The sequence below is a fragment of the Nonomuraea longicatena genome, from assembly GCF_039525605.1.
GTDB classification, from domain to species: Bacteria; Actinomycetota; Actinomycetes; order Streptosporangiales; family Streptosporangiaceae; genus Nonomuraea; species Nonomuraea longicatena.
Genome location: NZ_BAAAHQ010000002.1, coordinates 146,012 through 169,140, shown reverse-complemented (window position 1 = coordinate 169,140; position 23,129 = coordinate 146,012). Strand labels below are relative to the sequence as shown.

The window sequence follows — 23,129 nt, the reverse complement described above, 5'->3', positions numbered from 1 at the left end:
TCAGTCCCTCAGCTCTCTGCCGGTCAGCCGCAGGAAGGCCGCCTCCAGATCGGGGTCGCCGAGTTCGGCAGGGGTGCCTTCGGCCAGCATCCGGCCCCGGTCGACGATGCCGACCCGGTCGCACAGCCGCTCGGCCTCCTCCATGTAGTGCGTCGTGTACAGCACGGCGAGGCCCTCGCCGGTCAGGCGCTGAACGCTGTCGAGGATCGCGGTGCGGCTCTGCGGGTCAACCCCGGCGGTCGGCTCGTCGAGCACGAGCAGGCTGGGCCGGTTGAGCAGGCCGACGGCGATGTTGAGCCGCCGTGCCATGCCGCCGGAGTACGCGCCGACGGCGTCGTCCGCCCGCTCGCGCAGGCCGACCAGCCGTAGCACCTGTTCGGTCCTGGACCTGGCCCCGGCGCCGCGCAGGCCGTACATGCCCGCGAAGAAGCGGAGGTTCTGCCGCCCGGTCAGGTCGGGGTAGAGGGCGAGGGACTGCGGCACATAGCCGATCCGCTCCTTGGGCGGGGCCTGGACCGTTCCCGCGTCGGCGGCGAGGACGCCGACCACGATGGAGATCGTCGTGGACTTCCCCGCGCCGTTGGGGCCGAGCAGCCCGTAGGTCTCCCCTTCCCGTACGGCGAAGCCGAGCCCGTCGACCGCCACGAGATCCCTGTAGGTCTTGCGCAGTCCGTCGACTGTTAAGACGGCCATGTCACACCTTGTTCCGAAGTGGTACGTCGCGGATGACGCCCCAGGTCAGGGCGAGTCCGACGGAGAAGGCGACCACCGCGGTCAGCGCCGCGAACCCGGGCCCCCTGGGCAGGTCGAGTCCGAGCGCGAAGCTGCTGAGCGGCAGGGAGAAGTCGGAGCCGGCGGCGCTGAGGCCGAGGACGATCAGGCCGACGCCGAACGGGATGGTGAGCAGGCCGCCCGCGCTCCAGCGGTAGAACCCGGCGCCCATGAACATGCCGGCGGCGAAGCAGGCGAGGTACTCGACGACGTACTCCAGGAGCACCAGGTGCACCTGTGACGGCTCGGTGAACAGGTGGGACTGGCGCAGCACCTGGGGCCGGTCGAGCAGCGCGTACAGGCCGGACTCCAGCAGGTAGCCGAGCGTCATGGCAACGGAGACGAGGGGCACGAAGACCAGCGCGGCGACGGCCGCCTGGGCGCCGAACTGGCGGCGGGTCTGGCCGTGGGCGATGTAGAGCGGCAGGAACGAGTGGATCAGCATGGCGCCGTTGATCACCATGTACCAGCGGGGGACGGTCGCGGCGGCCTCCCACGCGCTGTGGGTGAGGTCGCCGAAGAAGTGCACCGCCAGGGTGACGGCAACCAGCACCACCGTGAAGGCGGCCCAGGAGGCGAGGAAGATGACGGTGGTGGCGGCCAGGAGGCGGGAGGGGAATCTCATCGGGGGCCTCCGGTCAGGTGGATGAACAGCTCCTGCATGGCGATGGGCCCGAGGTCGAGCCCGGTGGCGGCGGCGGCGCGGCGGCGCTCGTCGTCGAGTTCGCCGTACACCATCGCCGAGCGGGTGGGGCCGAGGGTCTTCTCGCCGAGGACGGTGAGCCCGGAGGTGAACGCCTCGACGCGGCCGACGGGGCCGGTGACGGCGTGCCCGCGCGAGAGCAGGGTGGTGCTCTCCTCGTGGAGAAGGAGCTTGCCGCCGTCGATGATGAGCACTTCCTCGAACAGGCCGCTGACCTCCTCGATCAGGTGGGTGGACAGGATGATCGTGCGGGGGTGGGCCATGTAGTCGGCGAGCACCGCGTCGTAGAACGCCTGCCTGGCGGGGGCGTCCATGCCGAGGTACGACTCGTCGAACATGGTCAGCGGGGCCCGGGAGGCCAGGCCGACGACCACGCCCATGGCCGAGCGCTGGCCCTTGGACATGGACTTGACGTTGGTCTTGGGGTCGATGCCGAACAGGTCGAGCAGCGACCTGGCGTAGTCGCCGTCCCAGTTGGGCCGCAGCCATTCGGCGAAGTAGAAGGCGTCCTCCGCGCTGCCGAGGTCGGTGCACTCGCCGCTCTCCCTGACCAGGCAGATCTCGGGGGTGACGGCGGGGTTCTCGAACACCGGGCTCCCGCCGACCCGCACCTGGCCGGAGGTCTGCTTGCGGAAGGCGCCGAGGAGCGACAGCAGGCTCGTCTTGCCGGAGCCGTTGCGGCCGAGCAGGCCGTAGATCTTGCCGCCCTCCAGGCCGAAGGACATCCGGTCGAGCGCGGTGACCGTGCCGTAGCGAAGGACGAGGTCTTCGACGTCGACTCTCATCGCTCCTCCTGGATGCGGGCGACGATCTCGTCCAGGGAGATGCCGATGGCCTTGGCCTCGGCGACCATCGGGGCGACCACGTCGGAGAAGAACTTCTCCCGGCGTCCGGTCCTGAGCCTGTCCCGGGCGTCCGGGCTGACGAACATGCCGATTCCTCGCTTCTTGTAGAGCACGCCCTCGTCGACGAGTTGCTGGAACGCCTTGGCGGCGGTGGCGGGGTTGATGCGGTAGAAGGCCGCGTACTGGTTGGTGGACATCACCTGCTCGTCGGCCCCGAGCGACTCGTTGAGCACTTCGGTTCTGATCCGGTCGGCGATCTGCCGGTAGATGGGACTTCGGTCATCGAACATGGCACCTGCTTCTGTGGTTCATTACTCCACTAATGAACCATAGGAGCTGTGCGAGTTCGGCGTCAATGTGTTGACGCGGATGCGGCGAGGGGTTACCGTCGCGAGTAATTGAAAGGAAACTTTCCTATCTGTTTCCTTTTGCCTCCTCCCATCCCACCCCCCAATCACCGGATGACGGAGCACGATGAGAATCAGCATGCTGAGCAAGGCCGTGGCGGCAGCAGCCGTCCTCCTGCTCCCGCTCACCGCAGCGGTCACCACCCCAGCCAGCGCGCAGTCTGCGCGCTCGGCCGCCTCGCAGGCGGCCTTAGCCGAATGGGCGCCTGGGGTCGCCTACACGACGGGCACCCGCGTCACCTACCAGGGCGTCGAGTACGAATGCCGCCAGCCCCACACCTCCCAGACCGGGTGGGAGCCCCCGAACGTCGCAGCCCTCTGGAAGGTCGTGACCGGCGGCGGCGACACCATCGCGCCGTCGGTGCCGGGCAACGCCCGTTCGACCGGGGTCACGAGCAACAGCGTCGCGCTCGCCTGGAACGCCTCCACGGACAATGTGGGCGTCACGGGCTACGAGGTCTACCGGGGCACGACCCTGGTCACCACTGTGACCGGGACCACCCACAACGACACCGGGCTGACGGCGAACACGTCGTACACGTACACGATCCGGGCGCGTGACGCGGCGGGCAACCGTTCGGGCGCGAGCAACGCCGTGACGGTCAGCACCTCCGGTGGTGGCGGCGACGACCTGATCCCGCCGTCCGTGCCGGGCAACGCCCGCTCGACCAGCGTCGGCTCCACCAGTGTCGGGCTGGCGTGGAACGCCTCCACCGACAATGTGGGCGTCACGGGCTACGAGGTCTACCGGGGCACCACCCTGGTCACCACCGAGCCCGGGACGAGCTACACCGACTCGGGGCTGACGGCGAACACGTCGTACACGTACACGATCCGGGCGCGTGACGCGGCGGGCAACCGTTCGGGCGCGAGCAACGCCGTGACCGTGACCACCACGGGCACCGGCGGCGGCGGCAACAAGCTCATGGGCTACTTCGTCCAGTGGGGCATCTACCAGCGCGGCTACCACGTCAAGAACATCGACACCAGCGGCTCGGCGGCCAAGCTGACCCACATCAACTACGCCTTCGGCAACGTCACCAACGGCCAGTGCGCCATCGGTGACCCCTACGCCGACTACGACCGCTTCTACGGCGCCGGCGAGAGCGTGGACGGCGTGTCGGACACCTGGGACCCGGGCGCGCTGCGCGGCAACTTCAACCAGTTGCGCAAGCTCAAGGCCAAGCACCCGCAGCTGAAGATCCTCTTCTCGTTCGGCGGCTGGACCTGGTCGCGCGGCTTCGGACAGGCCGCACAGAACCCGGCGGCCTTCGCCGAGTCCTGCTACCGCCTGGTTGAGGACCCGCGCTGGGCCGACGTCTTCGACGGCATCGACATCGACTGGGAGTACCCGAACGCCTGCGGCCTCACCTGCGACACCAGCGGGTTCGCCTCCTACAAGAACCTGATGCAGGCACTGCGCAACCGCTTCGGCCCCAACTACCTGGTCACCGCCGCCATCACGGCCGACGGCAACGACGGCGGCAAGATCGACGCCGCAGACTACGCGGGCGCCGCGCAGTACGTGGACTGGTACAACGTGATGACCTACGACTTCTTCGGCGCCTGGGCGGCGCAGGGGCCGACCGCCCCGCACTCCCCGCTGACGAACTTCACCCCGATCCCGGTGCCCGGGTTCTACTCGGACAAGGCCATCCAGAAGCTCAAGAGCAAGAACATCGATCCGGCCAAGCTGCTGCTCGGCATCGGCTTCTACGGCCGGGGCTGGACCGGGGTGACCCAGTCGGCGCCGGGCGGCACCGCGACCGGACCCGCGCCCGGAACCTACGAGCAGGGCATCGAGGACTACAAGGTCCTCAAGACCCGCTGCCCGGCCACCGGGACCGTCGGCGGCACCGCCTACGCCTTCTGCGGCAACCAGTGGTGGAGCTACGACACCCCGGCCACGATCGGCGGGAAGATGACGTACTCCAAGAACGAGAAACTCGGCGGCGCGTTCTTCTGGGAACTCAGCGGCGACACCACCGGCGGTGAACTGATCACCTCGATGAGGAGCGGCCTCGGCTGATCCTCTCCCCGATCAGGGGCCGATTCCCAGGGGGGAATCGGCCCCTTTGCCGGTCCGGGGAACCGGGCTTCTTCATGCGGGTCACCGGGCTTCTTCGCGTGAGGTCACCGGGCGGTTGGCCCGCCGTAACCATGACCTCGGTCATGGTGTGGTGTGACCGAAACCCTCCACCGGGGCGATATCTCCGCACGGCTCGCGACGCATACGCTGACCTTGTGAAATCGGGCATTCTGCCCCAGCCTTTGCGATCTACCGGAATCATCGTGTTTACCGCCACTAAACTGGAGATCACGGGCGATCGGCTCGGGCCAACGTGACCCAGGGAGAGCAGCGTGAACCTCAGCGGCGTGGGGCTGTCCCCTTTCGAGGAGTACGTCTACCGGGCTCTTCTCAATCGAAGTGTGGCGGTTCTGTCCGATTCCCGGGCTCCTGTTGACACCGCACTTGACCGTCTTGTCGACCTCGGGTTGGCCTACCGCGAAGGCGACGGCACCGTGGCGCCGACCGAGCCGGAGTTGGGCCTGTCCCGGTTGATCAAGCAGCGGATGGAGGAGGCCAACGCCGAGATGCGCCGGGTGGTCGGTGCCTGGGAGGCCGTGCGAACCCTCACCCGGCAGCGGGACACCGAGCCCGCCGAGATGGTCGAGCGCATAGAGGAGCCGGAGGTCGTCAATTCGCGGGTCTGGTCGCTCGTCAACGACGCCCGAGAGGTGCTGGCCGTACAGCCCTTCGACAAGCGCGCCACCGAGCACCTGCCGAAGTACCTCGGCCGGCTCGGCGAAGGGGTCGAGTGGCGCACGATCGTGCCGCGCCGTACGCTCGCCAGTCCCGAGTTGTTCGAGTACGCCCTGAAGCTGCACCTGGCCGGCGACCGGCACCGCGTCACCGACGGCTCCGTCCAGCGGATGATCATCATCGACCGGGTCACGGCCTTCCTGCCGACCGTGCCCGACATGCGTGGCTCCGGAGCGCTGATGATCAAGCAGTCCGGGATCGTGATGGCGCTGGTGGAACTGTTCGAGCGGCTCTGGGAGCGGGCCAGTGAACTCGACGTCTCCGTCGACAACGGGCTGAGCCCGCAGGACCGTCAGGTGCTGTTCCTGCTGTCGTCCATGGAGAAGGACGTGGCGGCGGCCCGGGAGATGGGGGTGGGCCTGCGCACCTATCGCAGGCACGTGGCCCAGTTGCTGCGCAAGCTCGGCGCCTCCAATCGCTTCCAGGCCGCCATCCTGGCCAAGGAACGCGGCTGGGTGTAATTCCGCCGTGCTGATATGTCGCGGAAAAGTCGGGCTATTTATGGTGATTTTCCGGGGAGATTTCAATAATTCTTCGGCACCGCACCCTGTATGCCGATTCGGGAAACGGCTTGTACCCTGACCGGGTGAAGCGCGATCAGGGAGCGCCGGGCTCCGATCGATGCATCGGAACCCGGCTGCGGCAGGCACGCATGGACACCGGCCTGACCCTGTCGGAGGTGGCCGAGCGCTCCGGCCTCACCAAGGGCTTCATCTCCCAGCTCGAACGCGGGCTCAGCCGCGCGTCGCTGGCCTCGCTGCGGCGCATCTGCTCGGCCCTCGACCTCAGCCTCAGCGCGCTGCTCGACGAGCCGGACACTGAGCCGGACACTGTGGCGGACCACGCGCCGTCCGCATCGATGGACGGCGTCGGCACCGTCAACCGGCTGCTCACCCCCCATGGGTTCGCCGCCTTCCAGGTCCTGCACACCACCGTCGAACCGGGAGGCCACAGCGACGGCGGGTCGGCCTGCGACCCCGGCTTCGTGCACTTCGTCCACGTGCTCGCCGGCGTGCTCGACCTCACCGTCGAAGGCATCGAGCACGCCCTCGCCGCCGGCGAGTCCCTGATGATCCCGCGTGGCGGCGTCCTCGGCTGGAGCAACCCGTCGCCGACCGACGACACCACACTGCTGTGGGTGTTCAGCCCCCCGGCGCGCAGAACCGGCTGAGTTCGTCTCAGACCAGCCCCCGCTCCATATCGTGCTGAGCAGACAGAGCACCTGCCGTTCCTGGATCGGCAGGTCGTCGCCGCCACCGAGGTCGGCCGCGTGCGCCCACACCTGCTCGAACAGGCGCGTGAGCGTGGCCACCAGGCCGCCGCCGGGTCACGCACTCGGCGGGTCTGTCCAGGACGGCGGAGTCCGGCCGCCGGGGGAAGGGATGCACGGCCAGTACCTCCTGCACGTCCGCCGACAGCGACCACGCCCCCTCCCGCACCTGGACGGGGTCCTCGATCAGCTCCGCCCAGTCGGGGTGGGTGACCCGCTGCTCCGAGGTCAGCGAACGCAGCGTCTCCCACGCGGCCGAGACGCGCCGCAGTTCGCTGTGGGCGGCTCAGACCCACCTCCGGTTCCACGGCCCGGGGCCTGCCCTCCAGGTCGATGCCCGCCAGCCCGAGGTCGACCAGGCGCGCGAGCGCGGGGCCGACCTCGGACGGTTCCCCGCTCGGCGCGGTCCCGGGGGTTCTGAGCAGGGCGCGGTAGGTGTACTCCTCCATTTCGGTCAGGCCGATCCCGTTGAGGCTCATCCGCTCTCCTCCGCCGGCTCGTGTCCTCGCTCGCGGGGGATCATGAAGTCGGCGCCTTCACCGGGGGGACGTGGCGCAGCCGGACGAGCGCGGCCGTCGCGGCGATCACCGCCGAGCAGGCGGCGGCCACGTTGAGCCCGCCGGTGAACGCCTCGCGGGCGGCGGCGCCCACGCTGCCGATGATCGCGATCCCGAGGGAGATGCCCAGGTCGCTGCAGGTGGTGGACAGGCCGGAGGTGGCGCCCGCCTTCTGCGGCGGCACCGAGCCGGCGACCAGGTCCGTTGTCAGTGCCATCGACGGCGCGATGACCGAGTAGAGCCGCCGATCACGGGGCCGAGCCCGGTGCCCACGGAGATGCCGCCCGCCCGGATGCCGACGGCGACCCGCGCTGCGTGGGGTCGGCGAACATGGAAGGCCCCTTGCCAGGTCGAATTGACGATCACGTAGAATTCCGCCGATGAATGCGCCGCCCCGATGATTGGCCGGGCCGCTTGCCCGGATCAGCGGGGAAGCCATTAACCACCGGTAAGCCCTACTTACCGGTCAGTGGCAGGAAGCTGCCGAATTGGGCAACATGCTGCATTTTCGCCGCTGGATAGGTGTTTTATCGGCAAGAATGGGGACCGCCGAAATTCAGCGGTCATGAGATCTCGGCGCCGGGTACTGGGGGGCACACGGCGCCGGGCAACCCCGGTCCGGCCGCCGCCGCAAGACGATCGCGACGCTCTCGTGCGGCGGCGGCCATCAGGGCCGTTCAGGCGGCGTGGATGCGGACCGTCGGCGCCATGATCTCCCTCACAGCAGATCGTGGATCCGGATCGATGTCGCCGATGTCGGCGTTGACCGGCACCACGTACCCGGCCAGGTTCTTGTCCAGGAAGCGGCCCCTGCCCCTCTCCATCACCGACCGCTCCAGCAGCGCCTGGCCGAGGCCTCAGATGATGCCGCCCGTGAGCTGGCTGTGCGCCGCCAGCGGGTTGATGATCCGGCCCGCGCCGTACACGCCGACGCACCGGCTCATCCGCACCAGCCCCAGGTCGGCGTCCACCCGGACCTCGCAGAAGAAGGCCCCGTACACCTGGATCGAGTAGTCGCGGGAGCCGCCCGTCGGGCTCGCCGACGCCTCCGGCGCCCATGCGCCCGCCGCCTCGATCCACGGGATCCCGGAGGCGCGCAGGCCGTCCACACCGCCCGCCGCTTCCAGCTTGGCGATCAGTTCGGCCGCGGCCAGGTGCACGGCCGAGCCGATGCCCATTGCAGGGCAGCTCCGCGTCGGCCCGGTAGTAGGAGCAGCGGGTGCGCTGCATGAGGTTGCCGCCGACGCTGGCCATGTTCCGCAACTGCGCGGAGGCCGAACGCAGCAGCGCCTCGGCGATCACCGGGAAGCGCCGCCGTACCTCGGGGTGGGCCTGCACGTCGCTCATCCGCTCCAGCGCGCCCAGCCGCAGCCGGTCGGGACCGACGTCGATGCCCGCCATCGGCAGCGCGTTGATGTCGACGAGGTGGCTGGGCCGCTCGATGCCCTCCTTGAGCCAGTTGACCAGCTCCGTGCCGCCGGCGATGAGTCGGGTGCCCAGCTCGGCGAGCGCGGCGAGCGCGTCCTGCACGCTGCCCGCCCGCGCGAAGGTGAAGCTTCTCATCGCATGGCCTCCGCCGCCTGCTCGACCGCCGCCACGATCTGCGGGTAGGCGGCGCAGCGGCAGATGTTGCCGCTCATCCACTCCTTGACGTCCTCGCGCGAGCAGGCGTTGCCCTCCGCGATGCAGGCCACGGCCGACATCAGCTGGCCGGGGGTGCAGAAACCGCACTGGAAGGCGTCGTTGTCCAGGAACGCCTCCTGGATCGGGTGCGGTTCGCCGCCGGGCCCGGCCAGGCTCTCGACGGTGGTGACCGTCCGGCCCGCCGCCGTGAGCGCGAGCGTCATGCAGGCCAGCACGCGGCGGCCGTCCACCAGGACGGTGCAGGCGCCGCACTCGCCCCGGTCGCAGCCCTTCTTGGTGCCGATGAGGCCGAACCGGTCGCGTAGCGCGTCCACGAGGGTGGCGCGGGGATCGACGGAAGCGGAGAGTTGCTTTATATTCACTATGGGTGACGGTTCTGGGTCGCTGTCGCCAGGCACTGGTACTCCTGTCGTGGGGTGTCTGGCTCCAGCCTGGCTTCCGGCTCGGCGGACGATCAACGGCGATGTGCCAACCGGTCGGCAAGCGCCGCTTACCGACCGCCTACAGCAGCCCGCCCGACAGCAGCGGGACAGCGGGCGGGCCCTGCTCGATGAGACGCATCAGGGCGGCCGTGTCGAGATGCCGCTCCACCAGGTCGCCGAGCGCGTCCAGGTGCCGTTCCCTGAGCGCGGCGAAGCTCGTCTCCGGGTGCGGGGTGAAGTCGCGGCCCGCGCGGGCGGCGACGTCGGCGAGGAAGGCGCGGCGGAAGCCGTCGTTCTCCAGCGCGCCGTGCCAGGTGGTGCCCCAGACGTCGCCGACGCGGCAGCCGTCCAGGAACGGCTCCCCGCCGGTGACGGTGGCGACGCCGTGGTGGATCTCGTACGCGCGCACGGGGTGCCCGTAGGCCCGCCCCTCCGGACGGCCGAGCACCTTGGAGCGCCCGAACCGGACCTCGACCGGCAGCAGGCCCAGCCCCGGAACCGTCCCGGCGCCGGACTCCACCGGGTCGTCGATCGTCCGCCCGAGCATCTGGAACCCGCCGCACACGCCGAGCACCGGCCCCCGCCGCTCCTGGACGGCCCGCGCCAGCCCCCGCTCGCGCAGCCAGGCCAGGTCGGAGACCGTCGCCCGGGAGCCGGGGAGGACGACCAGGTCGGCGTCGTCGAGTTCGCCCGGATCGGTGACGAAGCGGACCAGCACCCCGGGCTCGGCCGCGAGCGCGTCGAGGTCGGTGAAGTTGGAGATGCGCGGCAGGCGCACCACGGCCACGCGCAGGCTCTGCCGCCCGTACGGCCGGTGCGTGGCGACCTTGCGGTTGTCGAGGGCGAGGGAGTCCTCGACGTCCAGCCACAGCCCGTCGAGCCAGGGGAGTACGCCGTAGGTCGGCCGCCCGGTGAGCCGCCGGAGGGTGTCGAGGCCGGGCTGGAGGAGTTCGACGGCGCCGCGGAACTTGTTGACGATGAAGCCGGAGACGTGCGCCTGGTCGGCGGCGTCCAGGAGTGCGACGGTGCCGTAGAACGCGGCGAACACGCCGCCCCTGTCGATGTCGCCCACCACCACGACCGGCAGTCCGGCCGCGCGGGCCAGGCCCATGTTGGCGATGTCGCCCCTGCGCAGGTTGATCTCGGCCGGGCTGCCCGCGCCCTCGCAGATCACCACGTCGTAGGCGGCCCGCAGCCGGTCGAGGGAGGCGAGGGCCTGCTCCCGCAGGAAGTCCTTGAGCGCGCCGTACTCCATGGCGTCCACGTCCGTGAGCGGCTCGCCCATGAGCACGACCTGGCTGCGGCGGTCGCTGCCCGGCTTGAGCAGGATCGGGTTCATGTCGGCGACCGGTTCCAGCCGGCAGGCGCGCGCCTGCACCTCCTGGGCCCGCCCGATCTCGGCACCCTCGGCGGTGACGAAGGAGTTGAGCGACATGTTCTGCGCCTTGAACGGGGCCACGCGCACCCCCTGCCGGACCAGCCAGCGGCAGATGCCCGCCGTCACCACGCTCTTGCCCGCGTCCGAAGTGGTCCCAGCGACCAGCAGCGCCCCCGTCATCGCGGCAGTTTTTCACATATAACGGATATTTCGCGCCCGGGGGCGGTCAGCGTGTTCTTCCGGCGCGCAGCAGTGACACCGCGCCCGCGCCCAGCACCGACAGGGCGGCGGCGGTCAGGCCCACGGCCCTGGTCAGCCTCACCGCGCGCCGGATGTCGGCGACCTCGGGCGCGCGGCCGTCGCCCATCGTGGGGCGGTGCTCCACGCGGCCGCCGTACACGTTCGTGCCGCCCAGAGTCAGGCCCAATGCTCCGGCGAAGGCCGACTCGCAGCGCCCGGCGTTCGGGCTCGGGTGGCGGTGACCGTCCCTGCGCAGTACGGCGAGGGCCCGCCCGCTGTCCGGCCCGACCGCCGCCGTGATCAGCCCCGTGAGGCGGGCGGGCACCCAGTTGGCCGCGTCGTCCAGCCGGGCCGCCGCCCAGCCGAACCGCTCGTACCTGGCCGAACGGTGACCGATCATGGCGTCCAGCGTGTTGACCGCCCGGTAGCCCAGCAACCCCGGAACCCCGGCCACCGCGCCCCAGAACAGCGGGGCGACCACGGCGTCCGAGGTGTTCTCCGCCAGCGACTCCACCGTCGCCCGCGCCAGCTCGGGCTCCTCCAGCTGTGACGGATCCCGTCCGCACAGGTGGGGGAGCCGGGCCCTGGCCCGCGCCAGATCCTCGTCCTCCAGGGCCCGCGCCAGGTGCGCGCCCTCCCGGGCGAGCGTGGTGCCGCCGATGACCGCCCAGGTGGCCGCCGCCGTCAGGGCGGTGCGGGCCAGCGGGTGGCGGGCCCGTTCGGCCAGGACGCCGAGGCCGGTCGCGGCACCGACCAGCAGGGTGACGTGCGCGGCGCCGCGTGCGCGGGCGTCGCCGTACGTCCGCCGTTCCAGCGCCGAGGCGGTCCGCCCGAACAGTGCGACGGGATGTCCGGCGCGCGGGTCGCCGACGACGGCGTCGATCGCGACCCCGAGCGCGATCCCGGCCGCCCGGCTCCCCACACGCGACAGGAGTCCGAGTCCGGTCGCCCGGCTTCCCGCGCGTGGCCTGTTCCCGGCCGCCCGGAGTCCCGCGCTTGAAGGGAGTCCGATTGCGGGCGGCCGGGTTCCCGTATGCGCGAGGATTCCGCCCTCGGCGGGCCGGGTGGTGCGAATCCTCACCAGGTGCGCCGGGTGTTATCTGACCAAATGTGCATGAAGTTCATCTTCGTGGACATCCAGCCATGCCGCAGCCCGGCGGATCCGCTCGCCCGCGCCGTCGGCCCACATGCGGGCCCAGCCGCCGCCACGGGCCGCGCGGGCCCGCATCACCTCGTACGACCGGTGGAAACGGGTCCGCGACAGCTCCAGCAGGCGCCGCCGGTCGCGGGGCGGCAGGCCGTACGCGTCGCAGAACACCCGCAGCCGCGCCCCCACGTCGGCGTGCCGCAGCAGCGGCGGCCGGTCGATCGGGTCGGCGATCGGCGCCCAGTGGCGCAGCGTCGTGACCACGTCGAACAGCCTGGTGGTCGGGCGGGCCAGGTCGAAGTCGATGAGCGCGACCGGCGCCCCGTCGTGGAAGATCACGTTGTCCGGGCGCAGGTCGCAGTGGCCGATGACCTCGGGGGCGCGGTCGTCGTTGGAACCGTCCTCCCAGCCCGTGGTGGACAGCGGGAAACCCGCCGTCGCGTCGTGGAAGCCCCGCAGCAACTCGGCCAGCCCCCGCAGCGACCCCTCGCCGGCGGAGTGGGCCGACAGCCCGCACGCGCCGGGGACGTAGCTGGTGATCTCACGTCCGAACTCGTCCACCCCGAGTACGCGCGGGGCGCCCGCGAACCCGGCGGCTTCGAGATGCCGGAGGAGACTGTGCACGGCGGGCGCCGACGGGCTCATCGGTTTTCGGACGGTGTCACCGACCCGGACCACCCCGTCTGTCACATCCCCGCCCTGCAGGGGAACCTCATGCAGGAGCGTCGCGACCATGCAACCGCATCTTAGCCGCGTTTGTGTCGCTCCCGCCTGGGGTTTCGGAGTGTTGAAAACCCGTCGTCGCGCCCGTGAGCCGTAGCGTGAGGCACATGCCGATCCTGCTGTCCCTGGCGGCGTTCCTGATGACGCTGGTGGGCGGGCTGGTCGCGCACCACGTGCGGGAGCGCAGGGACCTCGTCCTCGGCGCCGCAGCGGGCGTCATGCTGGGCGTGGTGGCCTTCGACGTGCTGCCCGAGGCGCTCGCACTGGACACGTACAAACTGTACGGAGTGCCGCTGCCCATGCTCACCTTCGCGCTTGCCTTCCTCGGCGTGCACGCGGTGGAGCGGGCGGTCGCCGTACACGACGCCCGCGAGGGCGACTACGCCGCCCACCGCCACACGCACGCGGGGCTCGGCCTGGCAGCGGGCAGCGCGCTGGTCGTGCACAGCTTCCTGGACGGCGCCGCCATCGGCGCCGCCTTCCAGACCAGCCAGACGCTCGCGGTCGCGGTCGCCGTGGGAGTGATCGCGCACGACTTCACCGACGGCTTCAACACCTACACCCTCACCTCCCTGTACGGCAACGCCCGCCGCCGCGCGGTCACCCTGCTCGCCTGCGACGCCGTGGCCCCGGTCGCGGGCGCCACCCTGACGACGCTGATCGCGATCCCGCGCTCGGTGCTGGGCGCCTACCTCGGGTTCTTCGCCGGGTTCCTGCTCTACCTGGCGATCTCCGACATCCTGCCCGAGGCGCACACGAGCCGCCGCCACCCGGGGCTCACCCTGGCCGCCACGGTGGCGGGCACGCTGTTCATGTGGGTGGTCATCGCTCTGACCGAGCTTCAGTAGCGGTCGCCGAGCGACAGGCGGGCGGGCGTGCCCCGGCCACCGGCGCTCCCGGCGTAGCGCTGCACCATGGCGAGGCTGCTCCAGCCGCCGATGCGCATCAGGTCGAACGGGTCGCCGCCCGCGTCGAGGTAGTGGGCGGCCATCGTGTGGCGGAACCGGTGGGTGTGCACGCCGGGGATCTGCGCCTCGCGCGCCCGCCGCTTGAGCATCTGCAGGATGCCCGTCTTGGTCAGCCGCCGCTCGCCGCCCCTGGCCGTGACGCCCCGCTCGGGCAGCCACAGCCAGGGGCTGGCGGAGTGCGCGTGCCCGGCGCGGGCGCGCAGGTAGCGGTCGATCGCGGCGACCGCCTTGCGGCCGATCGGCGCGAGGTGTATGCGCTCGCCCTTGAGCAGGACCCGGACGACGTGATGGGTGAGGAACACGTCGGTCAGGTCCGGATCGTCCGGGTGGTAGCGCAGCCCCTCCAGGCAGGCGCCCCGGATGCCGGTGTCCAGCAGGATCCGCATGATCGCGGTATCGCGCCGGTCGGCGAACGTGGCGCCCGCGCAGGTCGCGAGCATGAGGGCGAGTTCGTCCGCGGTGAGCGGCGCGGCCGGCTCCGAGGCGACGGCGGGCGCCGCGACGGCGGTCATGGGGGACTCGCCCGGCAGTTCGCCCTCGCTCGCGAGCCACTTGAACAGCAGGCGGAGGTTGCGGAAATGCTTGTGGGTGTCGCCCTCGGAGTGCCCCCGGGTCTGCCCGCAGGCGCACGGGCGGGTACGGTCGTCGTCCTGCCAGCAGCCGTGGGTGCGCGCGGACAGGAAACCGCACAGGTGTTTCGCGGTGATCCGATGGATCTGGCCAGGCATGTCATGCTGATCGAGGTATGTGATCAGAAGGCGGGCGGTATACAGGTAGCTCTGGACGGTGCCAGGGGACTTGGCGGAGGCGTCCAGGTCCCGTTTCCACGAGGGAATCAGCTGCGAGAGGAGTGGGGATCTACCCATCTGGCGGTACTCCAAATCCGATGCTGTTTCATCGGTGCGCGGCTATGCTAGTGTGCCACGCGAGCGGTAAAACTGCTGCTCAATCACCCGTTTCAGGCGCCCTTAGCTCAGCTGGACAGAGCATTGGACTTCTAATCCAACGGTCGCAGGTTCGAATCCTGCAGGGCGCGCTTTTCCCGAGCCTTTGACCTGCGGCTCTCCGGGCTCGGATGCGTCCCAGGATTCGCCCCTGGCCTTTGCCCGCTCCCCGCGCGCACCGGAGAGGGTCAGGCCGGCGCGTTCGACACGTCCCCGCGCCGCACCGAACAGTGTCCGCCGGGACACTTCACATGATCTCCCGGCAATCACCGTAAGTACCGATCTCGTGCCTGCCCGATTTGGTAGAAACCTCACTGCCTCGTTGTCACGCGCGTAGAGGATCCGCATGAGACGCAAGATCGGCAGGAGTCCGAACCTGCCACCGGACAGCCACCTCACCCAGGTGCTCCTGGCCATGGCCGCCGACATCGCCGACACCGGCGCGGGCGCCGAGACGCTCGTCGAATGCGCGGAGACCCTGCTCGTGGGTGGCTCCACCACCGAGGCCCTCGACTGGTTCACCCTCGTCCTGGAGGGGGGCGAGCCCGAATGGGCCCCCTACGTGGCCGCGCGCCTGGGCGAAGTACTCGCGGCGGACTTCCCCGAGACCGCGCAGGCCGCCTGGGCCCATGCCGCGGCCAACGCCCAGGGCAGGCTGGCCGGCCTGGCCCGCCTCCGTCTGGACGAGCTGGCCGCCTCCGGGCTGCCGCCCCGCGAGGTTCCTGTCACCGTCGACGAGGTGATCGGCCGGGTGGCGCTCAACCGGAGCTGGTACGCGCTCACGGCGCAGGCTCCGGCGGAGGCCGTCGAGGCGGGCGAGCTCGCCCTGGAGTACGTGCCGGAAGACCTCGTCCCCCTGGCTCTCCTCTCCCTGGGGTCGGCGCTGGCGGCGGCGGGCGAGCCCGACCGGGCCATCGAGGTACTGGAACGGCTGCTCGCCACAGGTGACGAGGAGATGGCGGCGAAGGCCGCGCTCGAACTCGCCGGGATCCGCAGGGGCCTGGGGCAACCCGAGGAGGCGATCGACGCGCTCAGGCGCGGCGGGCGCGGCGAGGGCCCGTTCCCCTCTCTCACCGAGGTCCAGGCCGCCGTCATCCTCGCCGAGAATCTCGGACGGCTCGACGAGGGGATCTCCGTGCTCCGGCGGCAGGCCCTCAGCCCGATCCCGCTCGTCGCCGCGAGCGCGCAGTTCGGTCTCGGCCGCCAACTGCAGCGGAACGGCGATCCCGACGGGGCGCGGCGGGCCTACCGGCAGGCGCTCGACCTGCGGGAGGAGAGCGTGAGCGGCCGGGCCGCCCACGACCTCGCGGGGATGCTCCTCGGCCAGGGCGATCTCGACGGCGCGGACCAGGTGCTCGTGCTCGCGCTCACGGTCGGCACGGACGAGGAGCGTGCCACGGCGCGCAAGATGCTGCTGGGCATCCGATGGCGGGTGCAGCCCGGCGAACAGGACCCCGACCTCGTCGGACGCTGGGCCCTCGACGCCGCCGACAGGTTCCGCGAGGAGGGCGACCTCAGGGGCGTGATGCGCTCGAACGAGCGCGCCATGGACACCGGCCACCCGCTGCACGCCCCGGCCGGCGCGGCCGGGGTCGCCGTGCTGTTCCACGCCGACAGCGGCATGGCCGCCGCCCAGACCGCGATCGAACGGCTGGAGCAGGTGGGGCACGCGGCTTTGATGCCGAGGGCCTGGTTCCTGTTCGGCGCCCTGCGGATCCGCGACCGCGACTTCGACGCCGCGGCGGACGCCTGGCGACGGGTGCCCGACACGGCCCGCGACGCGCACGCCGCCGCGGGCTGCCTGCTGCGGGCCAAGCACGGCCAGTCGTTCCAGGCCGAGGCCGCCTTCCGGCAGGTGCTGCGCCTGTCGGCGGACCTGGCGCCGTCCGTGGTCCGGGCCGTCCACCTGCTGGGGCGGGTGCTCGCCGAGCGCGGCGAGCACCACATCGCGCAGGAGACGGCGGCGAGCAGCCGCCGGATGGCGGCGCTGACCGGCGACCCTGGCCTGATGACGCTGGTGGGCGCCCGCTGACCGGCGTTCATCCGGCCCCGGCGCCGCTGTCGGGGAAACGCCGACGCGCGCTCACGCGGTGCCGGTCTCCGCGGCCTCCCTGCGCAACGCCTCCCAGAGCAGGTTCAGCGGGTGGTCGGGCTTGTACCGCTCGCGCTCGCCCTTGCGGGCGAACACCGCGGAGACCATCTCCACCCGGGGCCGCAGGTCGTGTTCCAGTTCGACGACGCGCAGGCCGGTGTCCTGCGCCGCACGCTCGGCCAGCGTCCTGGTCACGATCATGCAGCCGCGCGCCAGACCGGAGCGGAGCAGGGCGATGCCGTACTGGAGGTCCTCGATCTCGGCCACGATGTTGACGCGTTCGGCGAACGCCGGGCCGTACCAGTGCACGAGGAAGTCGGCGATCAGCCCGCTCATGGGCACGACCAGCGGCAGCTCGCCGAGCGCGCTCGTCGGTACGGCGGGGCCGGGCAGTTCGCCGTCCGGGAGGTTCGTCAGCACCACGGGGCTGCCGCGCCGCCACTCGATGACGTCGTACTTGGCGTGGGTGGGGTCACCGCCGACCGGGATGACGACGCTGCCGCACAGCACGTCCACCTGGCCGCCGTCGAGCCGGGCCCAGAAATCCTTGGTGCGGACGTGCGCGATCCGGAAATCGATACCTCGGCTGTCGAATTCTCCGGCCAACGACTCCCACGCCCGCGACAGAATCCACAGGGTGAATTCCGTGGTGCCGACGGTCAATGTGCGGCCGATGCGGCGACGGCTTTCACTGACGTCTTCCACGGCGCGTGCGAGCATGCTGCGCGCACCCTCGACAATGACCTCGCCGGTGCCGGTGAACACGAAATCCTGGCCGCGGCCGCGTTTGCTCACCAGTGTCTCACCACAGAGCGACTGGAAATTACGGTTGAGCGTGTCGAGCTGCTTCTGGACGCTGGACTGCTCCCGGCCCAGCAGTCGTGCCGCCTGGAGCGCCGAGCCGGTGCTCTGAACCACGATCAGTGTCCTGAGCTGGTCCAACGTGGTGTCGAACAGAGGGGTCGGGCACCTGAGGAGCTCGCTGACCGGGTCTTCCGGCGGCATCAGGTCGGGGAGCGGCACAGACATGGTCGGCTCGCCTCCTTGCTTTCTTTTTCTCGCGGAAACTGGTCGTGTTTCCCGGTGAACTGATCCGAAGATAATTTCGGATTCAGATGGACATCGGTCATCGAAACATAGAACATGACTACTCCCGCCGCACGGGGGTTTCCCCCGATTTGCGGACGCCGAGTCGCGGCATTCATCAGCAAGGAGTAGAACATGGATTCGCAGTATGCCTATGCGCCTGCCCAGGTGCAGCCACAGAAACCGGCGTTACCGGGGACGCTGAAGGCGGGCGCGATTCTCGTCCTCCTGGCGGGGGTCGCCGGTGTCGGCAGCCTGCTGGCCAACCTGGTCGGCGGCAAGGAACTGCTGCGTGAGGCGGTGGCGGGCGCGCTCGCCAGGGAATTCGGCGACTCGCCCGCCAGCCTCGTCGAGGGGCCGATGATGGACTTCGCCCTGGAGGAGGCCCAGGGCGTGGTCACCGCCAGGACGTCGGTGCTCGGGTTCGTCGGGGTGCTGTTCCTCATCTTCGGGTCGTTCATCTGGGCCCGGATGAACTGGGCACGCATCACGGTGATCCCGTTCGCGCTGATCGCCTTCCTGATGTGGCTGATCGACGTCGTCGACGACGTCCCGGCGATCTTCCGGATCCTGGACGCCACCGGGATGCTGGCCATGCTGGTCGCCCTGGTCATCGTCTGGCTACCGCCCTCCAACCGCGCCTTCAGGGCGCGGAAGGAGGAGCGCAGAGCCCGCCGGTAGCGGGCTCAGCCGCCGTACCGGAGCACGCCGACACCGGGTGGGGCGACCCCGGGTGTGGCGATGCCGACATCGAGCGGCTCGTCCAGGGCCGGTCCGGAGACGATGTCGGACGTCTCAGGACCGTCTCCCGAACCGAGCAGCGCCCTGGTCAGGGTCGCCCGCTCGTCGAGCATCTCGTCCAGGGCGTGGCCGAGATGCGCGTCGGTGAGCGCGGTGACGCCGTCGTCGGCCCGCAGGGCGGTGAGAACGGCACGACGCAGCAGTTCCTTGAAGAACGACGCGGTCGCGCCCTCGGTCCTGGTCACCACCGGTTCCAGGTCGGCCTCGATCCGGAGATCCCCGGCATACAGCCTGAGCAGGGCGGCGCGGCCCTGCGCGTCTGGCTTGGGGATCTCCACGGCCAGGTCCACCCGCCCCGGCCGGTCGGCCAGCGCCCGTTCGAGCACGTCCGCGCGATTGGTGGTGAGCAGGAACGTCACGTCGGCGTCCGCTCCCACCCCGTCCATGGCATCCAGCAACGCGAACAGCAGCGGACTGCCGTTCTCGGTGACCGACCGATCTTGGGCCACCAGGTCCACGTCCTCCAGCACGACCAGCGCCGGCTGGAGCCGCCGGGCCAGCCCGGCCGCCTGGGTGACGAACCTGATCGCCGAGCCGGTCAGCAGGATGACCGTGCACTCGCTCATCCGGCTCAGCAGGTAGCGCACCGTGTGGGTCTTGCCGGTGCCCGGCGGGCCGTGCAGGAGCAGGCCGCGCTTGAGGTGCTGGCCGTGCTCGCGCAGCCGTACGGCCTGCTCGCCGATCCCCACGATGTGCCGCTCGATCACCGGCAGCACGTCCTCGGGCAGGATGACCTGCTCGGCGCGAACGCTCGGCCGGGGCAGGAAGGTCACCAGGTCGTTGCCCCGGTGCTCGCTCCACTCGAAGGAGAGGATCTGCCCCCGGTAGACGTCGTGCTCGCGGGTCAGGCGGGTGATCTCGTCGCGGGTGGCGGTGGCGTCGGCGCGTTCCTCGGCCAGGACCACGATCTGGCACTGCGGGGTGCCGCGCATCCCGACGACCACGGGGGCGCCGCCGGGTGCGCGGGTGAGGGTCAGCCCGAGCGCGATCACCTCGGTGCTCTCATCGGGCCCGATCGCGACGGTCGTGTAGTCGACGGCGCCCGGCTCGTAGTGCGACCAGCCCCTGGCCGCGCCGGCCAGCATGTTGACGAAGTCATCGTGCTCGCGGCCCTGGCCACTGATGCCGTACCACTCGGCCTGAGGACTGTGCGCGGCGAGGTAGGCGTCGACGCCGCGCTGCAGGTTGGCGTGTTCCCACGTGGGGAGGGTCTCGACCACGTTCACGATGTGCGTGAACTCGCACCCGAGATGCCCGGTGACCCGGGCGACGAGTTCGGGAACCGGTTTCGAGGCTTCGATCGTCTCGTGCGCGTCGTGGAGGAGGTTCTGGAGCGCTCGCGCCAACCGGATGGCGTCGTTGGGGTCCATGGCCATACACCTTGACAGAAGTGCTCGTTTCTGAGCGGTGGATTCTCCTGGCAGGAAGCTGCCAGCTCGGATTAAGGATCTTGGCGCGATTTCGGCGATACTTCAGTTGTGGGCTTCGGACAAGGCGCCCCGACCCGGGCGTCACGTCCGCCGCCACCGCCGCCGACCGGTCTCGCAGGCCGGTGCCCCGGTGCATTCCGCGAATCGAACAGCCAATTCCAACACCGTACGCCGTCGTGCGGTGTGTTCCGCCGTGTGGTTTGAAGCGCCGAGCAACAAGGAGTTGTGACATGTCTGGATTGCAGGAAAGTGCAGGGCAGGCCCTCTCTCGCAGGGGCCTGTTGAAGTTCGGCGCCGGACTGGCCGCCGCGACCACGGCAGCCGGCTTCGCCGGTGGGCAGGCCAGGGCGGCGGTCCCGGAGGGCCGCTTCCTTCTGGACACCCCGTCGTACAACCGATTGTGGAAGAACCCGCTGCACGACGTCACCGTGCTGCAGTCACTGGCCTTCGACAACGTCAACAACCACATCTACACCGCGCAGGTGCAGTCGGGCAGCACCACCGCGAAGAACGGCGACCTCGTCATCACCAAGCTGAGCCTCACGGGCACCAAGCTCGGCTACATGATCCTCAAGGGATTCGGCCACGGCGTGGCGATCGGCGTCGAGCCCGTGGGCGCCACGGCCTACCTCTGGACCGAGACCGACGGCGCCAGCGACGGCGAGAACGCCTGGGGCCGCAAGCTCGCGCGCTTCCGCTTCGTCAACGGCGCGACCCGCACCACCGCGTCCGCCGAGCTGACGAAGTACGCCCCGATCGCCGGTGCCACCAGCCTGACGTGCGCGATCGACCCGTCCACGAACCGGCTGATCATGCGGCACCGCATGAACGGCCAGGCGCGTTTCGCCGTCTATCTCCTCGACGACCTCAAGGCGGGCCGGACGGACAACAAGCTCTATGACTTCGCCGAGCCCCTCGCCGTGGACCTGGCCAACTTCCAGGGCTACACCGCCTACGGCAACTACGTGTACACGCTCGACGGGCACGGCTACAGCACCACCAACCCGCCGCCCGGCGACACCTACGTCACCTCCATCGACATGCGCACCGGCGCACAGGTCGAGCGCTTCCTCACCCAGGCGGGCAAGTCGCTCGACCTGCGTGAGCCGGAGGGCATGGCCATCCAGCTTGAGAACGGCGCCCCGAAGCTCTGCTTCGGCCTCGCCTCCGGCGCCGCCGGCGCCAGGCGGGCCAGCGTCTTCTTCAAGGAGACCCTGGTCTAACGCTCGGTGTAGGCGGCTGCGCGGAACAGGAACGAGGCCCAGCTCCGGTACGGTCTCCACCCCTCCGCCAGCCGCCGGTAGGCCCCCGGCGGCGCGTCCTCGGCCAGCCCGTACGCCTCGCGCAGCATCCTGAACAGGCGGGGCTCGTCCCCGGGGAACGCGTCGGGGGCACCGGCGCCCCTGATGAGGATCAGACCCGCCGTGAACGGCCCGACCCCCGGCAGCGCCCGCAACTCGGCCAGCGCGTCCTCCGGGTCGAGCCCGCGCAGGTGCTCGGTGGTGAGGACCCCGTCGAGCGCCGCCCGCGCCAGCCCCCGCACCCACTCCTCCTTCTGCGCGGGCAGCCCGAACCCGCCCGCCTCGACCAGCGTGGCGGGCGGCGGGAAGGCCGCGAACGGCCGCCCGCCGATCTCGACCTCGGCGCCGAACCGCTCGGCGATGCGCTGCTTGACACTGGCGGCGACCAGCATGGACGAGCGCTGCACGATGACCGCCCAGCAGGCCGCCTCCCACGGGCTCCAGAAGCACACCGGCCGCAGCCCGGGGTCGCGGCGCTGCAACTCGCCGATGACCGGGTCGCTCTCGCCGAGCGCGGCGAAGCCCCGGCCGTCGACGTCCAGCGACAGGATGCGCGCGATCTCGGCCCGCAGGCCGGGACCGGCCGCCCGGTTCGTGACGATCTCTACCCCGCCGGGCGCCCCGGTGACGGCGACGCCCACGGGCCGCCAGTCGGACTCGGCCGCGTAGGCGAACCGCAGCGTGCGCCCGTCGTGCGGGAGCGCGCTCGTGGCCGGCCAGTCCTCCAGGAAACGCAGGGTGGCGCCGAAGTCGAACGGCCCCTCGGCGGTGAGTGTGAAACCGTGCGCGACCATGGCGTTCATCGTACGGGTCCGGGTGTGCATAGATTGTCCATCGAACGGCCGTCGGATTGTTGTGGGAAGGCACAGTGGGGGAACCGGACGAACTGGTGTGGGATCGCAGGATGAGAACCAGCATCCGCACCGCGGACCTGGCCCGGATCAGCGTGTTCGCCGCGCTGATCGCCGTACTCGGCCTGCCGGGCGCCCTCAACGTGTTCGGCAACGCCGTACCCATCACGCTGCAGACCCTCGGCGTCATGCTGGCCGGGGCGGTGCTCGGCGCGTGGCGGGGCACTCTGGCCGTCGCCGTCCTCCTCGTGCTCGTCGCGGCCGGGCTGCCGCTGCTCGCGGGCGGGCGCGGCGGGCTCGGCGTGTTCGTCGGCCCGTCGGCGGGCTTCCTGCTCGGCTGGCTGCCCGGCGTGGCGCTGACCGGCTGGCTCGTCGAGCGGGCCGGGCGCTCACCGGGCGTGGTCCGGCTGCTCGCGGCCTGCCTGGCGGGCGGCGTCGCGACGATCTACCTGTTCGGCATCCCGGTGCAGGCGCTGGTCACCGGGCTGCCGCTGGGCAAGGCGGCGCTGCTCAGCGCCGCCTTCCTGCCCGGCGACGTGGCCAAGGCCGTGGTCGCCGCGATCGTGGTGCGCGGCACCCAGCGCGCCTACCCCGACGCCGTCCCCGCCGTGCGCCGGGAGCGGCTGCGTTCAGGGGAACGCTGATGCCCGTCGCCGCCGCCGTCCTCGCGCCCGCCGCCGCCCGCCCGGAGCGGCTCGCGCTGTGCGGCCCGCACGGCGACCTCA

23 protein-coding genes, 1 tRNA gene and 1 pseudogene are annotated in these 23,129 nt (G+C 70.8%); 9 read left to right on the top strand and 16 right to left on the bottom strand.

All coding sequences use genetic code 11. The annotated features are described in order from the left end of the window. Genes ABD120_RS04540 through ABD120_RS04525 form a run of 4 tightly spaced genes read right to left on the bottom strand, consistent with a single transcriptional unit; the run spans nt 1 to nt 2,609 of the window. Complete coding sequence (locus tag ABD120_RS04540) at nt 1-693, bottom strand: ABC transporter ATP-binding protein (RefSeq protein ID WP_343948403.1); 693 nt, start codon at nt 691-693, stop codon at nt 1-3. 1 nt (nt 694) lies between these two features. Next, on the bottom strand, nt 695-1,396 hold the full coding sequence (locus tag ABD120_RS04535) for a hypothetical protein (protein ID WP_343948402.1): 702 nt from the start codon (nt 1,394-1,396) through the stop codon (nt 695-697). Further along, nucleotides 1,393-2,259, bottom strand: coding sequence for an ATP-binding cassette domain-containing protein (locus ABD120_RS04530; protein ID WP_343948401.1), 867 nt, complete (start codon nt 2,257-2,259; stop codon nt 1,393-1,395). Before ABD120_RS04530 ends, ABD120_RS04535 begins: the two co-directional genes overlap by 4 nt. Further along, on the bottom strand, nt 2,256-2,609 hold the full coding sequence (locus tag ABD120_RS04525; protein WP_343948400.1) for a GntR family transcriptional regulator: 354 nt from the start codon (nt 2,607-2,609) through the stop codon (nt 2,256-2,258). The genes ABD120_RS04530 and ABD120_RS04525 overlap by 4 nt, the downstream gene beginning before the upstream one ends. A 184-nt stretch (nt 2,610-2,793) precedes the next feature. On the opposite strand from ABD120_RS04525, the gene ABD120_RS04520 reads away from it, so the two are divergent. From ABD120_RS04520 to ABD120_RS04510, 3 genes are all read left to right on the top strand, one after another. Then, nucleotides 2,794-4,755 (top strand): glycosyl hydrolase family 18 protein, encoded by a 1,962-nt coding sequence (locus tag ABD120_RS04520; RefSeq protein ID WP_343948399.1) that lies wholly within the window; start codon nt 2,794-2,796, stop codon nt 4,753-4,755. 332 nt (nt 4,756-5,087) lie between these two features. Further along, entirely contained in the window at nt 5,088-6,011 is a 924-nt protein-coding gene (locus tag ABD120_RS04515) for a helix-turn-helix transcriptional regulator (RefSeq protein ID WP_343948398.1), read from the top strand. A 125-nt stretch (nt 6,012-6,136) separates the two neighbouring features. Next, entirely contained in the window at nt 6,137-6,721 is a 585-nt protein-coding gene (locus tag ABD120_RS04510) for a helix-turn-helix domain-containing protein (protein WP_343948397.1), read from the top strand. 618 nt (nt 6,722-7,339) lie between these two features. Here the strand turns inward: ABD120_RS04510 and ABD120_RS04505 are convergent. The 8 genes and pseudogenes from ABD120_RS04505 to ABD120_RS04470 all read right to left on the bottom strand — a co-directional run bounded on the left by ABD120_RS04505 (nt 7,340) and on the right by ABD120_RS04470 (nt 12,943). After that, nucleotides 7,340-7,594 carry a hypothetical protein gene (locus ABD120_RS04505; RefSeq protein WP_343948396.1) on the bottom strand — a complete coding sequence of 85 codons (255 nt, stop codon included), beginning with the start codon at nt 7,592-7,594 and terminating at the stop codon, nt 7,340-7,342. A 460-nt stretch (nt 7,595-8,054) separates the two neighbouring features. Continuing rightward, nucleotides 8,055-8,201 carry a hypothetical protein gene (locus ABD120_RS04500; protein WP_343948395.1) on the bottom strand — a complete coding sequence of 49 codons (147 nt, stop codon included), beginning with the start codon at nt 8,199-8,201 and terminating at the stop codon, nt 8,055-8,057. Between the two features lie 33 nt (nt 8,202-8,234). After that, nucleotides 8,235-8,555, bottom strand: coding sequence for a molybdopterin cofactor-binding domain-containing protein (locus ABD120_RS04495; RefSeq protein ID WP_343948394.1), 321 nt, complete (start codon nt 8,553-8,555; stop codon nt 8,235-8,237). A gap of 46 nt (nt 8,556-8,601) precedes the next feature. Then, nucleotides 8,602-8,940, bottom strand: a pseudogene (locus tag ABD120_RS04490) (FAD binding domain-containing protein); the annotation flags it as partial. Then, nucleotides 8,937-9,383: a (2Fe-2S)-binding protein gene (locus ABD120_RS04485; RefSeq protein WP_343948393.1), complete on the bottom strand. Its 447-nt coding sequence runs from the start codon at nt 9,381-9,383 to the stop codon at nt 8,937-8,939. The pseudogene ABD120_RS04490 and the gene ABD120_RS04485, both read right to left, overlap by 4 nt. A gap of 139 nt (nt 9,384-9,522) precedes the next feature. Continuing rightward, nucleotides 9,523-11,001 (bottom strand): cobyric acid synthase, encoded by a 1,479-nt coding sequence (locus ABD120_RS04480; RefSeq protein WP_343948392.1) that lies wholly within the window; start codon nt 10,999-11,001, stop codon nt 9,523-9,525. A gap of 46 nt (nt 11,002-11,047) precedes the next feature. Further along, nucleotides 11,048-11,983: a cobalamin biosynthesis protein gene (locus ABD120_RS04475; RefSeq protein WP_343948391.1), complete on the bottom strand. Its 936-nt coding sequence runs from the start codon at nt 11,981-11,983 to the stop codon at nt 11,048-11,050. Nucleotides 11,984-12,157: 174 nt separating this feature from the next. Then, on the bottom strand, nt 12,158-12,943 hold the full coding sequence (locus tag ABD120_RS04470; RefSeq protein WP_343948390.1) for a phosphotransferase: 786 nt from the start codon (nt 12,941-12,943) through the stop codon (nt 12,158-12,160). A gap of 95 nt (nt 12,944-13,038) precedes the next feature. Here ABD120_RS04470 and ABD120_RS04465 point away from each other — a divergent pair, with 95 nt between their 5' ends. After that, the gene (locus ABD120_RS04465; RefSeq protein ID WP_343948389.1) at nt 13,039-13,779 is read left to right on the top strand and encodes a ZIP family metal transporter; all 741 of its coding nucleotides are present in this window, start codon (nt 13,039-13,041) and stop codon (nt 13,777-13,779) included. On the opposite strand, the gene ABD120_RS04460 is transcribed toward ABD120_RS04465, so the two are convergent. Beyond that, nucleotides 13,773-14,627, bottom strand: coding sequence for a tyrosine-type recombinase/integrase (locus ABD120_RS04460; RefSeq protein WP_343948388.1), 855 nt, complete (start codon nt 14,625-14,627; stop codon nt 13,773-13,775). The two genes, ABD120_RS04465 and ABD120_RS04460, sit on opposite strands and share 7 nt — an antisense overlap. 234 nt (nt 14,628-14,861) lie before the next feature. Here ABD120_RS04460 and ABD120_RS04455 point away from each other — a divergent pair. Both ABD120_RS04455 and ABD120_RS04450 read left to right on the top strand, forming a co-directional pair. Beyond that, nucleotides 14,862-14,935 (top strand) — tRNA-Arg (locus ABD120_RS04455). Between the two features lie 254 nt (nt 14,936-15,189). Further along, a complete protein-coding gene (locus ABD120_RS04450) occupies nt 15,190-16,875 on the top strand; it encodes a tetratricopeptide repeat protein (protein ID WP_343948387.1) in 1,686 nt (561 codons plus the stop codon). 51 nt (nt 16,876-16,926) lie between these two features. Here ABD120_RS04450 and ABD120_RS04445 read toward each other — a convergent pair whose 3' ends face one another. Beyond that, complete coding sequence (locus ABD120_RS04445) at nt 16,927-17,964, bottom strand: LysR family transcriptional regulator (RefSeq protein ID WP_343948386.1); 1,038 nt, start codon at nt 17,962-17,964, stop codon at nt 16,927-16,929. A 192-nt stretch (nt 17,965-18,156) separates the two neighbouring features. Here ABD120_RS04445 and ABD120_RS04440 point away from each other — a divergent pair, with 192 nt between their 5' ends. Beyond that, nucleotides 18,157-18,702, top strand: coding sequence for a hypothetical protein (locus tag ABD120_RS04440; protein WP_343948385.1), 546 nt, complete (start codon nt 18,157-18,159; stop codon nt 18,700-18,702). Between the two features lie 5 nt (nt 18,703-18,707). On the opposite strand, the gene ABD120_RS04435 is transcribed toward ABD120_RS04440, so the two are convergent. After that, a complete protein-coding gene (locus tag ABD120_RS04435) occupies nt 18,708-20,192 on the bottom strand; it encodes an AAA family ATPase (protein WP_343948384.1) in 1,485 nt (494 codons plus the stop codon). 290 nt (nt 20,193-20,482) lie between these two features. Between ABD120_RS04435 and ABD120_RS04430 the strand changes: the two genes are divergently transcribed. Then, the gene (locus ABD120_RS04430; RefSeq protein WP_343948383.1) at nt 20,483-21,475 is read left to right on the top strand and encodes a phage baseplate protein; all 993 of its coding nucleotides are present in this window, start codon (nt 20,483-20,485) and stop codon (nt 21,473-21,475) included. Here ABD120_RS04430 and ABD120_RS04425 read toward each other — a convergent pair. Next, a complete protein-coding gene (locus ABD120_RS04425) occupies nt 21,472-22,377 on the bottom strand; it encodes a DNA-3-methyladenine glycosylase family protein (protein WP_343948382.1) in 906 nt (301 codons plus the stop codon). The genes ABD120_RS04430 and ABD120_RS04425 overlap by 4 nt on opposite strands. A gap of 80 nt (nt 22,378-22,457) precedes the next feature. Between ABD120_RS04425 and ABD120_RS04420 the strand changes: the two genes are divergently transcribed. Continuing rightward, nucleotides 22,458-23,048: a biotin transporter BioY gene (locus tag ABD120_RS04420; protein WP_343948381.1), complete on the top strand. Its 591-nt coding sequence runs from the start codon at nt 22,458-22,460 to the stop codon at nt 23,046-23,048. The last annotated feature ends 81 nt before the right edge of the window (nt 23,049-23,129 follow it).